This window comes from Puerhibacterium sp. TATVAM-FAB25 (assembly GCF_046535855.1).
GTDB classification, from domain to species: domain Bacteria; phylum Actinomycetota; class Actinomycetes; order Actinomycetales; family Cellulomonadaceae; genus Puerhibacterium; species Puerhibacterium variabilis_A.
Genome location: NZ_JAXUAK010000006.1, coordinates 89,763 through 103,917, shown reverse-complemented (window position 1 = coordinate 103,917; position 14,155 = coordinate 89,763). Strand labels below are relative to the sequence as shown.

Annotated in this window: 15 protein-coding genes; 7 read left to right on the top strand and 8 right to left on the bottom strand. The window is 74.8% G+C overall.

The window, feature by feature from the left end; translation table 11 throughout:
* Positions 1-29: 29 nt before the first annotated feature.
* The gene (hflX, locus tag U5M74_RS08015) at positions 30-1,574 is read right to left on the bottom strand and encodes a GTPase HflX (RefSeq protein ID WP_410907859.1); all 1,545 of its coding nucleotides are present in this window, start codon (positions 1,572-1,574) and stop codon (positions 30-32) included.
* A gap of 142 nt (positions 1,575-1,716) precedes the next feature.
* On the opposite strand from hflX, the gene U5M74_RS08010 reads away from it, so the two are divergent.
* Complete coding sequence (locus tag U5M74_RS08010; RefSeq protein WP_410907857.1) at positions 1,717-2,367, top strand: class I SAM-dependent methyltransferase; 651 nt, start codon at positions 1,717-1,719, stop codon at positions 2,365-2,367.
* A gap of 73 nt (positions 2,368-2,440) precedes the next feature.
* Here U5M74_RS08010 and dapF read toward each other — a convergent pair whose 3' ends face one another.
* The 3 genes from dapF to U5M74_RS07995 all read right to left on the bottom strand — a co-directional run bounded on the left by dapF (position 2,441) and on the right by U5M74_RS07995 (position 5,163).
* Positions 2,441-3,406, bottom strand: a complete 966-nt coding sequence (dapF, locus tag U5M74_RS08005) for a diaminopimelate epimerase (protein WP_410907855.1) — start codon at positions 3,404-3,406, stop codon at positions 2,441-2,443.
* Positions 3,403-4,434: a tRNA (adenosine(37)-N6)-dimethylallyltransferase MiaA gene (gene miaA / locus U5M74_RS08000; protein ID WP_410907853.1), complete on the bottom strand. Its 1,032-nt coding sequence runs from the start codon at positions 4,432-4,434 to the stop codon at positions 3,403-3,405. Before miaA ends, dapF begins: the two co-directional genes overlap by 4 nt.
* Before the next feature lie 93 nt (positions 4,435-4,527).
* Positions 4,528-5,163 carry a hypothetical protein gene (locus U5M74_RS07995; RefSeq protein WP_410907851.1) on the bottom strand — a complete coding sequence of 212 codons (636 nt, stop codon included), beginning with the start codon at positions 5,161-5,163 and terminating at the stop codon, positions 4,528-4,530.
* 58 nt (positions 5,164-5,221) lie between these two features.
* On the opposite strand from U5M74_RS07995, the gene U5M74_RS07990 reads away from it, so the two are divergent.
* Both U5M74_RS07990 and U5M74_RS07985 read left to right on the top strand, forming a co-directional pair.
* Positions 5,222-5,827, top strand: a complete 606-nt coding sequence (locus U5M74_RS07990; protein ID WP_410907849.1) for a YbjN domain-containing protein — start codon at positions 5,222-5,224, stop codon at positions 5,825-5,827.
* Positions 5,824-6,375, top strand: coding sequence for a YbjN domain-containing protein (locus U5M74_RS07985; protein ID WP_410907847.1), 552 nt, complete (start codon positions 5,824-5,826; stop codon positions 6,373-6,375). The genes U5M74_RS07990 and U5M74_RS07985 overlap by 4 nt, the downstream gene beginning before the upstream one ends.
* A gap of 21 nt (positions 6,376-6,396) precedes the next feature.
* Here the strand turns inward: U5M74_RS07985 and miaB are convergent, their stop codons facing one another.
* A complete protein-coding gene (gene miaB, locus U5M74_RS07980; protein ID WP_410907845.1) occupies positions 6,397-7,989 on the bottom strand; it encodes a tRNA (N6-isopentenyl adenosine(37)-C2)-methylthiotransferase MiaB in 1,593 nt (530 codons plus the stop codon).
* Positions 7,990-8,171: 182 nt separating this feature from the next.
* Between miaB and U5M74_RS07975 the strand changes: the two genes are divergently transcribed.
* The 4 genes from U5M74_RS07975 (at position 8,172) to U5M74_RS07960 (ending at position 11,555) form a co-directional block, all read left to right on the top strand.
* Positions 8,172-8,921: an amino acid ABC transporter ATP-binding protein gene (locus tag U5M74_RS07975; protein ID WP_410907843.1), complete on the top strand. Its 750-nt coding sequence runs from the start codon at positions 8,172-8,174 to the stop codon at positions 8,919-8,921.
* A gap of 94 nt (positions 8,922-9,015) precedes the next feature.
* Positions 9,016-9,879, top strand: a complete 864-nt coding sequence (locus U5M74_RS07970) for a glutamate ABC transporter substrate-binding protein (RefSeq protein WP_410907841.1) — start codon at positions 9,016-9,018, stop codon at positions 9,877-9,879.
* A gap of 81 nt (positions 9,880-9,960) precedes the next feature.
* Positions 9,961-10,653: an amino acid ABC transporter permease gene (locus tag U5M74_RS07965; RefSeq protein WP_253181387.1), complete on the top strand. Its 693-nt coding sequence runs from the start codon at positions 9,961-9,963 to the stop codon at positions 10,651-10,653.
* Positions 10,650-11,555 carry an amino acid ABC transporter permease gene (locus U5M74_RS07960; protein ID WP_410907839.1) on the top strand — a complete coding sequence of 302 codons (906 nt, stop codon included), beginning with the start codon at positions 10,650-10,652 and terminating at the stop codon, positions 11,553-11,555. The genes U5M74_RS07965 and U5M74_RS07960 overlap by 4 nt, the downstream gene beginning before the upstream one ends.
* A 106-nt stretch (positions 11,556-11,661) precedes the next feature.
* Here U5M74_RS07960 and U5M74_RS07955 read toward each other — a convergent pair whose 3' ends face one another.
* From U5M74_RS07955 to U5M74_RS07945, 3 genes are all read right to left on the bottom strand, one after another.
* The gene (locus tag U5M74_RS07955) at positions 11,662-12,369 is read right to left on the bottom strand and encodes a regulatory protein RecX (protein ID WP_410907837.1); all 708 of its coding nucleotides are present in this window, start codon (positions 12,367-12,369) and stop codon (positions 11,662-11,664) included.
* Positions 12,370-12,383: 14 nt separating this feature from the next.
* Complete coding sequence (gene recA, locus U5M74_RS07950) at positions 12,384-13,490, bottom strand: recombinase RecA (RefSeq protein ID WP_410907835.1); 1,107 nt, start codon at positions 13,488-13,490, stop codon at positions 12,384-12,386.
* A gap of 295 nt (positions 13,491-13,785) precedes the next feature.
* Positions 13,786-14,022: a DUF3046 domain-containing protein gene (locus U5M74_RS07945; RefSeq protein WP_410907833.1), complete on the bottom strand. Its 237-nt coding sequence runs from the start codon at positions 14,020-14,022 to the stop codon at positions 13,786-13,788.
* Positions 14,023-14,155: the final 133 nt, after the last annotated feature.

The following is a 14,155-nucleotide window of genomic DNA, read 5'->3' as shown; positions in this document are numbered from 1 at the left end:
CCCGCAGGTCCGCGGCGCGCGCCGCCGGGTCAGGATGCCGCGACCGCGACGCGCCGCAGCTCCGCAGCGAGCCCCTCGTCGACCCGGCCACGCAGCAGCGTGCCGGCGGCGAGGTGCTCCTCGTGGTCGATCTCACCCGCCTGGTGCACCCGGTGCACCAGGTCGCCGCGCGAGTACGGCACCACGACGTCGATCTCGACGTCGGGCCGCGGCAGGGCGTCGGCGATCAGCGCGCGCAGCTCCGCCATGCCCTCGCCGGTGTGGGCCGAGACGACCACGGTGTGCTTCTCGCGGCGCTGGATGCGCCCGATCACCTCGGGGTCGGCGACGTCGGCCTTGTTGAGCACGACGACCTCGGGCACGTCGTGCACGCCGGGGATCTCGGACAGCACCTCGCGCACCGCCGCGATCTGCCCCTCGGGGTCCGGGTGCGCGGCGTCGACCACGTGCAGCAGCAGGTCGGCCTCGCCGACCTCCTCGAGCGTGGAGCGGAACGCCTCGACGAGCTGGTGCGGCAGGTGCCGGACGAACCCGACGGTGTCGGCCAGCGTGTAGACGCGCCCGTCCTCGGTGCGGGCCCGGCGCACGGTCGGGTCCAGCGTGGCGAACAGGGCGTTCTCCACGAGCACGCCCGCGTCCGTCAGGGCGTTGAGCAGCGACGACTTTCCGGCGTTCGTGTACCCGGCGATCGCCACGGACGGGACGGCGTTGCGGTGGCGCTCGAGGCGCTTGGTCTCGCGGGCCGGCTTCATGGCCGCGATCTCGCGGCGCAGCTTCGCCATGCGGTTGCGGATGCGGCGGCGGTCCAGCTCGATCTTCGTCTCGCCGGGGCCGCGCGAGCCCATGCCGGCGCCCGCGCCGCCCACCTGGCCACCGGCCTGGCGGGACATCGACTCGCCCCAGCCGCGCAGGCGCGGCAGGAGGTACTCGAGCTGCGCCAGCTCCACCTGCGCCTTGCCCTCACGCGACTTGGCGTGCTGGGCGAAGATGTCGAGGATCAGCGCGGTCCGGTCGATGACCTTGACCTTGACGATGTCCTCCAGCGCGCGGCGCTGGGAGGGGGCCAGCTCGGCGTCGGCCACGACGGTGTCCGCGCCCTCGGCGGCGACGACGTCGGCCAGCTCGGCCGCCTTGCCGGAGCCGAGGTAGGTGCTGGGATCCGGCTTCTGGCGCCGCTGCAGCACGCCGTCGAGCACCTGGGAGCCGGCCGTCTCGGCGAGGGCCGCGAGCTCGCGCAGCGAGACCTCGGCCTCGGCCGCCTCGCGCTCGCCGCCGGAGTACACGCCGACGAGGACGACGCGCTCGAGGCGCAGCTGGCGGTACTCGACCTCGGTGACGTCCTGGAGCTCGGTCGAGAGCCCGCCGACGCGCCGCAGCGCGGTGCGCTCCTCGAGGTCGAGCTGCTCGCCGTCGTGCTCGGTGTGGACGGTGCCGCCCTCGGCGCGCGCGGTCCCCGCCCGGGCGAGGACCCGTGCCACGACGTCGTTCGCGATCGCCTGGGCGTCCGGGGCGGCGGCGCGGGTGTCGGGCTGCTCCGCCGTCGGAGCCTGGGGGTCCTGCGGGGTGTGGGTCAAGAATGTGCCTCTCGATCGGTTGGCGCCGCTTCGGTGGGCGCCTTCGGTACAACGCGTGGTGCACCCCCAGGATTCCACGCCGGGCCGCCCGAGGCCCGGGAATTCGAGGCCGGTGGTTCTGGGCCGCACGTAGGATCGCGCCGTGAACCACCCGGACGTCCCCGAGCCCGCCGACCACTACTTCACCGCACGGCCCGCCTCCGCCGAGGAGCGGCGCACCGTGGCGGTGCGGCTGGCCGGGCGGGACGTGGAGGTCGAGGTCGCCTCGGGCGTGTTCTCCCCCGGGCGCGTCGACCTGGGCACGCAGGTGCTGCTGCGCGAGACGCCCCCGCCGCCGGCCACGGGCCACCTGCTCGACCTCGGCTGCGGCTGGGGGCCGCTCGCGCTGACGATGGCGCTCGAGGCGCCGGGCGCCACCGTGTGGGCGGTCGACGTCAACGAGCGGGCGCTGGACCTGGTGCGGCGCAACGCCGCGCGGCTGGGCCTGGAGAACGTGCGTGCCTGCCTGCCCGACGACGTCCCGGCGGACGTCACGGTCGCCGCGCTCTGGTCGAACCCGCCCATCCGCGTGGGCAAGGACGTGCTGCACGGCATGCTGCGCACCTGGCTGGCCCGGCTCGCGCCCGTGGCGCCGGGCGACCCGGCGGGCGGCGCGTGGCTCGTGGTGCAGCGCAACCTCGGTGCCGACTCCCTGGCGCGCTGGGTCGACGCGGAGCTCGGCGCCCCGCTGGGCGTCGCCGTCGAGCGGGCCGCGAGCGCCAAGGGCTACCGGGTCCTGCGCATCACCCGCTGACCGCGGGGCGCCGCTCCGCCCTGCCGCCCCGCGGAGGGCCTGCGACGGCGCCGCGGCGACCCTGCCGGAGCGGTCAGCCGAGCGCGACCTCGCCGGTGAAGACCAGCTCGGCCGGCCCGGCCAGCTCCACGTGCCCGTCGGGCAGGGCCCGCACCCGCAGCAGGCCGCCGGGCACCTCCACGAACCAGGTGTCCACGGCCGGGGCGCCGCCGGCGGCGGCCCAGGTGCGCACGGCGAGGGCCGCGGCGCACGCGCCCGTGCCGCACGAGCGGGTCTCCCCCACGCCGCGCTCGTGCACGCGCATCCGGGCGCGGCCCACGACGTCGCCCGCGGCGGTGCGCTCCTCGCCGAGCGGCACGACCAGCTCGACGTTGGTGCCGCGCGGCGGCACCGGCGCCACGTCGGGCGCCTGCGTCAGGTCGAGCTGCTCGAGCTCGGCGACCTCGGCGATCGCGACGACCGTGTGCGGGTTGCCGAGGTCGACCGACAGCGCCGGCCGCGGGGCGTCCCAGCCGCGCACGGCGACGGCGGCGTCGGCGCCCGTGGTGGCGGTCTCCGGGCCGCCGGGCAGGGACCACGGGCCCATGTCGACGGCGTACCAGGCCCCGGAACCGTCCGGGGCGCTGACCTTGCGCACCCGCTTGACGCCGGCGCGCGTGCCGAGGGCGAAGCCGTCGCCGTCGGCGAGGTCGGCCAGCCCGAGCGACTCGGCGAAGGCAGCGAACACCCGCACCCCGTTGCCGCACATCTCGGCGACCGAGCCGTCGGCGTTGCGGTAGTCCATGAACCAGATCGCCCGCGGCTCCTCGGCGAGCACCTCGTCGGCGACCGCTTCCCCCGCGCGGGCGATCGCCGCCGTGGGCGCGAGGCGGATGACGCCGTCGCCGCCGACGCCGCCGCGGCGGTCCGCCAGGCGGCGCACCTGCTCGGGGGTCAGCTCGAGGTCGCCGCGCGTGTCCGCGAGGAGGACGAAGTCGTTGTGGGTGCCGTGCCCCTTGGTGAAGCGCAGCGTGCCGACGGTCGTGGTGGCCGAGGTCATGACCCCAGACTACGGCGCACGGGCTCCGCCGCAGGTGGGGCGAGGTCACCGGCGTCCGCCGCCGCCACGACCGCGAGCGCGTCGGCGAGCAGGGTCGGCGACGCGGCGTCGAGCCACCGCACCCGCGGGTCGCGCCCGAACCATCCCATCTGCTTGCGCGCCAGCCGGCGGGTGTTGGCCACCACGGCCGCCCGCGCCTCGTCCTCGCTCGCCTCACCGCGCAGGGCCGCGAGCACCTCGGCGTAGCCGACGGCGCGCGCCGCCGTCGTGCCGAGCCCCGGCCCGGTGCCGCCCTGCTCGGGGCTCGCCAGGGCGCGCACCTCGGCCACCAGGCCCGCGTCCCACATGCGCTCCACCCGGTGCGCGACCCGCGCGTCCAGCGTGGCGCGGTCGCAGTCGAGGCCGATCTGCACGGCGGGCCGCACGTACTCCTGGCGCGGCAGGTTGGCGGTGTACGGCCGGCCGGTGAGCGCGATGACCTCCAGCGCCCGCACGATCCGTCGCGTGTTGTGCGGCCCGATGCTCGCGGCGGCGGCCGGGTCGAGCCGCTCGAGCTCGGCGTGCAGGGCCCGTCGGCCCTCGCGCTCGGCGCGCTCCTCGAGGTCGGCGCGCAGCCCCGGGTCGGTGCCGGGGAAGTCCATGTGGTCCAGCAGCGCGCGCACGTAGAGCCCCGATCCGCCGACGACGACGGCGCGCGCGCCGCGCGCGGCGATCGCGTCGAGGTCGGCGCGGGCGGCCTCCTGGTACCGGGCGACGGACGCGTCCTCGTGCGGGTCGAGCACGTCGACCTGGTGGTGGACGATCCCGCGCCGCTCGTGCGGGAGCACCTTGGCGGTGCCGACGTCCATGCCGCGGTAGAGCTGGAAGGCGTCGGCGTTGACGACCTCGGCGGCCGCGCGGGCCGCGCCGGGCCGCGCGCCGCCGGGCGAGAGCGCCTCGGCCAGGTCGAGGGCGAGGTCCGACTTGCCGGTCGCGGTGGGGCCGACCACGGCCACGACCACCCCGGGCCCCGTCTGTGCTGCGCTCACGCGACGACCCTAGTGGGCGGCGCGCCGCCGCCCGGCACGCCTCGGTCACGCCCTCCGTCACACGGTCGGGCGCGCCGCCGCACGCCGTCCACGTCAGCGTCCCGGGGCGCGCCCCCGGTGGACGGTGACGTGGTAGGCCGCGGGCAGGTGCTCGTGGTGCGCCGGCACCGCCGTCGGCCCGGCCTCCCAGCCGCCGGCCGCGGCCAGCGCCGCGAGCACCGCGGCCACGCCCGGCGCGAGCGCCGCGGGGCCCCGCTCCGGGCCGCCCGGCACGCCGCCGCCGGCGACCACGACCGGGCCCGTGCCCAGCGCGGCCACGGCCGCCGCGACGTCGTCCGGCCCCGCGGCGGCGGGCACCTCGACGGTCACGCCGGCGGCCAGACCGGCGTCCGCCAGCGCGAGCAGGGCGACCGACGCCGGGACGCCGGCCACGCCGTCGTCGCCCGAGCCGGTGCCGGCGGCGGTGCGCTCCCCCAGCAGCGGGACCCAGCGGTCCGCGACGCCGACGGCCGCGAGCGACGGCCGCAGGCGGCCGGCGCGCACGACCGGTCCGTGCGCCAGCACCGCGGGCGCCGGACCGCCCGGGTCCGCGGCGGCGAGCTCGCGCAGCGCCCGGCGCACCGCGGCGCGGACGGCGACCAGCACCTCGGCGGCGCCCGCCGCGCCCGGCACGAGCAGCGGCGTGGCGGGCACGACGACGGCGCGGACGGGGGCGGCGGGCGCGGGCACGCCGCCGACCCTAGCCGCCGCTGGACGGGGCGTCGGCGGCGCCGGGTAGTGTGGCCGGGTGAGGTTCTTCGGGTCACGCCGGTCTGACGGGCCGCGGGGCGCACGCCCCGACGCGGACGCCGGCGAGGGGATCGACGACGACGAGCTGCGGGACCGGGTCGAGAGCCTGCTCCTGCGGGTGGTCGGCTCGCCGCGCACGGCGCCGGGGCCCCGGCACCTGGACCCCGCGGAGGTCCCCGCCCCCCTGTCGCGCGACCGCGTCGTCCGCTGGCTGCAGGAGTCGGGCTTCGCCTACTTCGTCGACTCCGACGGCGACGTCGGCGGGCTGTGGCACGGCTGGCTGTTCTACTTCCTCGTCCTCGGCCAGGACGACGAGGTGCTGCAGGTGCGCGGCCAGTGGCACCGCGAGCTGACGATCGAGCGGCTCGAGGAGGTGCTCGAGGTATGCAACGCCTGGAACGCCGAGCGCATCTGGCCCAAGACGTACGTGCGGGTCCGCGACAACGGCTCCGTGGTGGTGTGCGCCGACGTGACCGTCGACGTCGAGCACGGCGCCACCGACGACCAGCTCGAGCAGCTCCTGCAGTGCGGGCTGACCACGGGGACGATGTTCTTCGAGCACCTCGACGCCCGGTACCCCGACCCGCTGCGGGAGGCGCCGTGAGCGCACGGACCCCGTGGCGGACGCTGCTGCGCGCCCTCGGGCACCGCACGCGCGTCGCGCGGCCCGTCGGCGAGCCCGTCGTCGTGCAGCGGCCGACGCCGCTGACGACGGAGCGGGTCGGCGACGACCTCGCCCGGCGCGGCTACCGCTTCCGCGTCGACGCGGACGGCGACGTCACCGGCACGTGGGACGGCAACCGGTTCTGGTTCCTGCTGCTGGGCGACCACCGCGAGATCCTCCAGGTCCGCGGCCGCTGGGCGGGCCTGGTCCCGCCGAGCGCGCGGCTGGCGGTGCTGCAGGCCGCCAACGACTGGAACCGCGAGCGGATCTGGCCCAAGGTCTACACGCGCGAGGAGGGCGGCGGCATGGCGCTGTACGCCGAGGTCTCGGTGGACTTCGAGCACGGCGCCACCGACGACCAGCTCGCGGCCACCGTCTCGTGCGGCCTCGTCACCGCGAGCCAGTTCTTCGCCACGGTGGCGGCGCTGACGCCCGGGACCGCCCTCGACGGTGGCGACGACGACGAGGACGCCGAGGGCACGGACTGAGCCGGGCCCCGGACCACCGGGTCAGCGGCGCAGCGACGGCATGCCGAGCGTCACGGGGCCCGACGGCGCCGCCCCGTGGCCGTGCCCGTGCTCGTCCCCGCCGCCGAGGCGCGCGGCCTCGCGCGCCGCCCAGGCGTCGCCGGACCGCGTGCGCCGCACGCGGAACGCGCCGCCGTCGAGCGCGGAGTCGGCCACCAGGAAGTGCGGCGCGGCGCGGGTGACCTCGACCGTGACCATGTCGCCCGGCCGGGGCAGGCGCGGGTCGAGGTCGGCGGCCGAGCCCAGGCGCGGGTCGGCGAGCGACTCGGGCGCCTCGGCGACCCCCAGGGTGCCGGCGGGCAGGGCGAAGTGCACCAGGCGGTTGTCGGGGGCGCGGCCCGACAGGCGGCGCGTCTCGCCGTCCTTCTTGCCCGAGCCCTCGGCGACGAGCACCTCGAGGGTGCGGCCCACCTGGGCGGCCGCCTCTTCGGCGGAGATCCGCTCCTGCAGGGCCAGGAGCCGCTCGAACCGCTCCTGGACGACCTCCTTGGGCAGCTGGCCCGCCATCGTCGCGGCGGGCGTGCCCGGGCGCGGCGAGTACTGGAACATGAACGCCGAGCTGAACCGCGAGGCCTCGACCACGCGCATGGTCTCGAGGAAGTCCTCCTCGGTCTCGCCCGGGAAGCCCACGATGATGTCCGTGGTGATGGCCGCGTCCGGGATCGCCGCGCGGACGCGGTCGAGGATGCCGAGGAACTTCGCCGACCGGTACGACCGGCGCATGGCGCGCAGCACCTGGTCCGAGCCCGACTGCAGCGGCATGTGCAGCTGCGGCATCACGTTGGGGGTCTCGGCCATGGCGGCGATGACGTCGTCGGTGAACGCGGCGGGGTGCGGGCTGGTGAAGCGGACCCGCTCCAGGCCCTCGATCTGCCCGCACGCGCGCAGCAGCTTGGCGAACGCGCCGCGGTCGCCGAACTCGACGCCGTAGCTGTTGACGTTCTGCCCCAGCAGGGTGACCTCGACGGCGCCCGCGGCGACGAGCGCCTCGACCTCGGCGAGGATCTCGCCGGGTCGCCGGTCGCGCTCCTTGCCGCGCAGGTGCGGCACGATGCAGAAGGTGCAGGTGTTGTTGCAGCCCACCGAGATGGAGACCCAGCCGGCGTAGACGCTCTCGCGCCGGGTCGGCAGCGTCGAGGGGAAGACCTGCAGCGACTCGGCGATCTCCACCTGCGCCTCGGCGTTGTGCCGCGCGCGCTCGAGCAGCACCGGCAGCGCGTCGAGGTTGTGGGTGCCGAAGACGACGTCGACCCACGGCGCCTTGCCGACGATCTCGCCGCGGTCCTTCTGCGCGAGGCAGCCGCCGACGGCGATCTGCATGCCGGGACGGTCGGCCTTGACCGACGCGAGCTGGCCGAGGTTGCCGTACAGGCGCGTCGCGGCGTTCTCGCGCACCGCGCAGGTGTTGATGACCACGACGTCGGCGCGGCTCGCCGCCTCGTCCTCCTTGGAGGCGCGCACGTACCCGGCCTGCTCGAGCAGGCCCGCCATGTGCTCGGAGTCGTGCACGTTCATCTGGCACCCGAGGGTGCGCACGACGTACGTCAGGGGCTGAGATGCGGTGGTCGTGGACATCGTTCCTAGGGTACGTTCCCGGGCCCAGCGGTACGGACGGCCAGGGGCCGGCTCCTGTGGTGGTGACCCAGGGCATATCGTTACCGGACCGATGCCAACCGCGTCACACCATGAGTCCCTCCCCGAAACATGATGAGGGCATCATGGCCCGCGGCCGACCACCGACTGATGGGGTTGAACGTATGGAAACCGGCGCGCCCGCTCTCGTGGAGCTCAAGGGCGTCAACAAGCACTTCGGCGACCTGCACGTCCTGCGCGACATCGACCTGACCGTGCGCAAGGGCGAGGTGCTGGTCGTCATCGGCCCGTCGGGCTCGGGCAAGTCGACGCTCTGCCGCGCCATCAACCGCCTGGAGACGATCGACGACGGCGAGATCCGCGTCGACGGCAGGCCCCTGCCCGCCGAGGGCAAGGACCTGGCCCGCCTGCGCGCCGAGGTCGGGATGGTCTTCCAGTCGTTCAACCTGTTCGCGCACAAGACCGTGCTCGACAACGTGACGCTCGGCCCGCGCAAGGTGCGCGGCACCGCGAAGGCGGCGGCCGAGCAGGAGGCGCTCGCGCTCCTCGACCGCGTGGGCGTCAAGAACCAGGCCCGCAAGATGCCGGCCCAGCTCTCGGGCGGCCAGCAGCAGCGCGTCGCGATCGCCCGCGCCCTGGCCATGCACCCCAAGGTCATGCTCTTCGACGAGCCGACCTCGGCCCTCGACCCCGAGATGGTCAACGAGGTGCTCGACGCGATGGTCGCCCTGGCCCGCGAGGGCATGACGATGATCGTGGTGACCCACGAGATGGGCTTCGCCCGCAAGGCGGCCGACCGCGTCGTGTTCATGGCCGACGGCCAGATCGTCGAGGAGGCCGACCCGGACACGTTCTTCACCGCGCCGCGCAGCGACCGGGCGAAGGACTTCCTGTCGAAGATCCTCGTCCACTGATCTCGACCGGCGCCGCCCGCGGCGCCGACGCCCGCGGGGCCCGGCCCCGCCCACGAGTTCCTCCCGCACCATGACAGATCGAAGGGGACCCATCATGCGCAAGCGCACCACGGGCCTGCTGGCCCTCGCGGCCACGGCCGCTCTGACCCTGTCCGCCTGCTCGGGCGCCGAGGTCGGCGGCTCCGGCGGCGGCGGCGACGCCTCGCCGACCGGCTCGGCCGGCGGCGACAGCATCCGCATCGGCATCAAGTTCGACCAGCCGGGCCTGGGCTACCAGGACGGCGACCAGTACACCGGCTTCGACGTCGACGTCGCCACGTACGTCGCGAACGAGCTCGGCTACTCCGCCGACCAGATCGAGTGGGTCGAGGCCCCGTCGGCCCAGCGCGAGCAGCTGCTGCAGACCGGCCAGGTCGACATGATCTTCGCGACCTACTCGATCACCGACGAGCGCAAGCAGGTCGTCAGCTTCGCCGGCCCGTACTTCGTCGCGGGCCAGGACCTCCTGGTCGCCGCCGACAACACCGACATCACGGGTCCCGAGTCGCTCAACGGCAAGAACCTGTGCTCCGTCACGGGCTCCACGTCCGCCCAGCGGATCAAGGACGAGTACGCGCAGGACGTGAACCTGCTCGAGCGCCCCGGCTACTCCGAGTGCGTCACCGCGCTCACGGGCGGTCAGGTCGACGCGGTGACGACCGACGACATCATCCTCGCCGGCCTCGCCGCGACCCCGGCCAACGCCGGCAAGCTCAAGGTCGTCGGCAACCCGTTCTCGGAGGAGCGCTACGGCGTCGGCATCCCGCAGGACTCCGACCAGTGCCAGGCGATCAACGACGCCATCGCGAAGATGATCGAGGACGGCGCCTGGGAGGAGGCGGTCACCGCGAACACCGAGGGCACCGGCTACACGCCCAACGCGGAGATGAACCCGCCGTCGCAGGACGCCTGCGCCTGACGCGCACCCGCGGCGGGGCGCCCTGGCGGGCGCCCCGCCGCGCCTTTCTCCCTCCCCCTCCACCCCGTCGAAAGGTGACCGGTGGACGACGACTACCTGTCCGGCTTCCTGGCGTTGTTCGAGCAGTACGACGTGCTCGGCGCGTTCTGGACGAACATCCAGCTGACGTTCTTCGGCGCGATCCTCGCGCTCGTCCTCGGCACGGTCCTGGCGGTCATGCGCATCTCGCCGCTGCCGTCGCTCGCCTGGGCGGGTGGGGCGTACGTCAACGTCTTCCGCAACACGCCGCTGACCGTGATCATGACCTTCCTGGTCCTGGCGGTGTGGACGCAGCTGGGCGTCAACCTGTCCCCGAGCTTCCAGTGGAACTTCTTCTGGCTGGCCGTGGTGGGCCTCGGGGTGTACCACGCCGCGTTCGTCTGCGAGGCGATCCGGTCGGGCGTCAACACCGTGCCCGTGGGCCAGGCGGAGGCGGCGCGCGCGATCGGCCTGCCGTTCCTGTCCGCGGCGTGGCTGGTCATCCTGCCGCAGGCGTTCCGCGGCGCAGTCGCCCCGCTGGGCAACACGCTCATCGCGCTGCTGAAGAACTCCACCGTCGCGGCCGCCGCGTCGGTCACCTGGGAGACGTCCAGCCTCATGAAGACGATGATCGAGTTCCAGCCGAACTACATCTGGGAGATCTTCGCGACCTTCGCGATCGGCTACGTGATCCTGGTGATCCCCATCGGCGTGCTGACCACCTCGCTGTCCAACCGTCTGGCGGTGAAGCGATGAGCTCCTCGGTCCTCTTCGACGCCCCCGGCCCGCGCGGCCGGCGCCGGCAGGCCGTCGGCAACGTCGTCGGCGCCCTGGTGGTGGTGGCGCTGCTGGCCTGGGTCGCGTTCGTGCTCTACGACAAGGGCCAGTTCTCGGCCGCGCTGTGGGGCCCGGCCCTGGACGCGCGCGCCTGGCAGTTCTACTACATCCCCGGCCTGGTCAACACGCTGCGCGCGGCCGCCTTCGCGACCGTCGGCGCGGTCGTCTTCGGCCTCGTGTTCGGCATGGGCCGCCTGTCGCACCTGCGCCCCGTGCGATGGGTCTCCTCGGTGGTCGTGGAGTTCTTCCGCGCCGTGCCCGTGCTGCTGATGATGGTGTTCTTCAACGCCCTCTTCGGATTCTTCTTCGAGGGCCTGGTGGCCGAGCCGGCGTTCGCGGCCGTGGTCGTCGCCCTCGTGCTCTACAACGGGTCGGTCATCGCCGAGCTGGTGCGCTCGGGCGTGAACAACCTGCCGAAGGGCCAGGGCGAGGCGGGCCTGTCCATCGGCCTGACCCAGGGCCAGACGCTGCGCTCGGTGCAGCTGCCGCAGGCGCTCATCGCGATGCTGCCCGCGCTGGTCTCCCAGCTCGTCGTCGTGCTCAAGGACTCGGCGCTGGGCCAGCTGATCGCTTACGCCGAGCTGCTGCGCTCGGCGCAGGTGCTGCAGGCGGGCTCCGGCAACCCGCTGCAGACGCTGTTCGTGGCCGCGGTGCTGTTCATCGCGCTCAACTGGGTGCTCTCCGGGGTCGCCCACCTGCTGGCGCGGCGGCTGTCCAGCCGCACCTCCGGCACCACGGACGAGGGTCCGGGCATCGGCCCCGGCCCGGTCGCCGGCATCGGCCCCGGCCCGGTCGCCGGCGCCGGTATCGGCCAGACCTGAGCGACCCGCTCCGCGCAAGCACGAGGGCCTCCGACCGGTTCCGGTCGGAGGCCCTCGTCGTCCGTGCGGCCGCCGCCGCGCGGCCGTTCTTCCGCCGCCGCGAGGCTCATTCCAGGTCGGCGAGGTCCTCGGTGTCCTCCCCCTCGGCCGACAGCGCCTCGCGCACCGCCGCGAACGCGACGCCGGCGCCGTAGCCCTTGCGGGCGAGCGCGGCCGCGGCGCGGCGCACCCGCACGTCCCGGTCGAGGCCGCGCGTGCGCGCGACGAGCCGGTGGGCGAGCGCCGCGGCCGTAGCGCGCTCGTCGTCGGGCTCCACCTGCTCCAGCGCCTCGGCGGCGGTGTCGTCGTCGATGCCGCGCCGGCGCAGCTCGACGGCGATGGCCCGGCGGGCGAGGCCCCGCTCGGCGTGCCGGGTGCGCACGATGAGGTGCGCGTAGCCGGTGTCGTCGACGAGGCCCACCTCGTCGAACCGGTCGAGCAGCGGGCCGACGACGTGCTCGGGGTACCCCTTGCGGGCCAGCGACTGCTCGAGCTCGTGGCGGCTCTTGGGCGCCGCGGTGAGGATGCGCAGCAGGGTCTCGCGCGCGAGCTCCGCCGCCTCCTCCAGGCCGATCTCGCCGGCCTCGAGCCGCTCGGCGACCGTGCGACGCGGGGCGCGAGGAGCGCGCCGACCGCGCTCGCCGTCGCCACCGCCACCGCCATCGCCACCGCCACGACGGCTCTCACCACGACGGCCGGGGCGGCCGCGACGCTTCCCCACGCCGCGACCGCCCCGGCCGTCCTGCTCGTCCGGCCCGAAGGGCTCGTCCGTCATCGTGCGCCCGTCCGTCAGAACGGCGCCTTCTTGCCCTTGCCGGCGCCCGCACCGACCGGCACGGGCGCGGCGTCGACGGGTGCCGCGGCACCGGCCGCGACCTCGTCGGCGGGCGCGTCGACCCGCGCGCCCACGCCGAGCTTCTCCTTGATGCGCTTCTCGATCTCGTTGGCGAGGTCGGGGTTGTCGCGCAGGAACTTGCGGGCGTTCTCCTTGCCCTGGCCGAGCTGGTCGCCCTCGTAGGTGAACCACGAGCCGGACTTGCGCACGAGGCCGTGCTCCACGCCCATGTCGATGAGGCCGCCCTCGCGGGAGATGCCGACGCCGTAGAGGATGTCGAACTCCGCCTGCTTGAACGGCGGGGCCATCTTGTTCTTGACGACCTTGACGCGCGTGCGGTTGCCGACCGCGTCCGTGCCCTCCTTGAGCGTCTCGATGCGGCGGATGTCCATGCGCACCGAGGCGTAGAACTTCAGCGCCTTGCCACCCGTCGTCGTCTCCGGGGAGCCGAAGAAGACGCCGATCTTCTCGCGCAGCTGGTTGATGAAGATCGCGGTGGTGCCCGAGGCGTTGAGCGCACCGGTGATCTTGCGCAGCGCCTGGGACATGAGGCGGGCCTGCAGACCCACGTGGCTGTCGCCCATCTCGCCCTCGATCTCGGCCTTGGGCACGAGCGCCGCGACCGAGTCGATGACGATGATGTCCAGGGCGCCGGAGCGGATCAGCATGTCCGCGATCTCGAGCGCCTGCTCGCCGGTGTCCGGCTGGGAGACCAGGAGCGCGTCGGTGTCGACGCCCAGCTTCTTGGCGTACTCGGGGTCGAGCGCGTGCTCGGCGTCGATGAACGCCGCGATGCCGCCCGCGCGCTGCGCGCTGGCGACCGCGTGCAGCGCCACCGTCGTCTTGCCGGAGGACTCGGGGCCGTAGACCTCGATGATGCGGCCGCGCGGCAGGCCACCGATGCCGAGGGCGACGTCCAGCGCGATGGAGCCGGTGGGGATCACCTCGACGGGAGCGCGGGTCTCGTCGCCGAGGCGCATGACCGAGCCCTTGCCGAAGCTGCGGTCGATCTGGGCGAGCGCGGCCTCGAGGGCCTTGTCGCGGTCTGCCGGTGCGGGCATGTCGGTCACCTTTGCGTTCGGGGCGCGGCGGGTCCGCGCCGGCTTCTGTGCCTGCGTGCTCATCGGTCTCGACCGTATGCGCAGCCACCGACACGAGCGCCTCCTCCGGCCCCCGCCTGTCGACGAGGTTCCAGAACCCGTGCCTGTGCACCACTCTAGCCGAACGCGTGTTCGAAAGACAGGCCCCTGTCAGGTGTGTCGCACCGCACACCGGGTGGCCGTCGCGGCTCGCGACGGCACCAGGGGAGGAAGGTCTCGTGGGCGGCCCCGTGCCCGCGGCCGGCGGCGGTGCGGCTCAGCGGCTGGGCGGGGGCGCCTGGCGCTCGGCGCCGCGGCCCCAGCGCCGGGAGTCGGGCACGTCGAGGGCGTCGCACAGCGCGTGCCAGACGTCGCGGGGCTGCAGGCCCGCCTCGAGCGCCTGCACCGGCGTGCGGTCACCGAGCCGGGGCAGCACCTGCTCGCGCACGAGCGACCGCCCGTACGCCGGTCCGAAGACCTCGTCGACGAGCTGCCAGAACTCCCGCTCACGCACGTGCCCAGCCTCGCACGACGGTCAAGGCGGCCCGGCACCGGCGCGGCACCGGCGTCGTCGCGACACCGTCCCGACGCCGGCCCGGTGGCACGCCCCCGGACCGGGGTGCTCCGCTCGCCGGCCACCCCGCGCC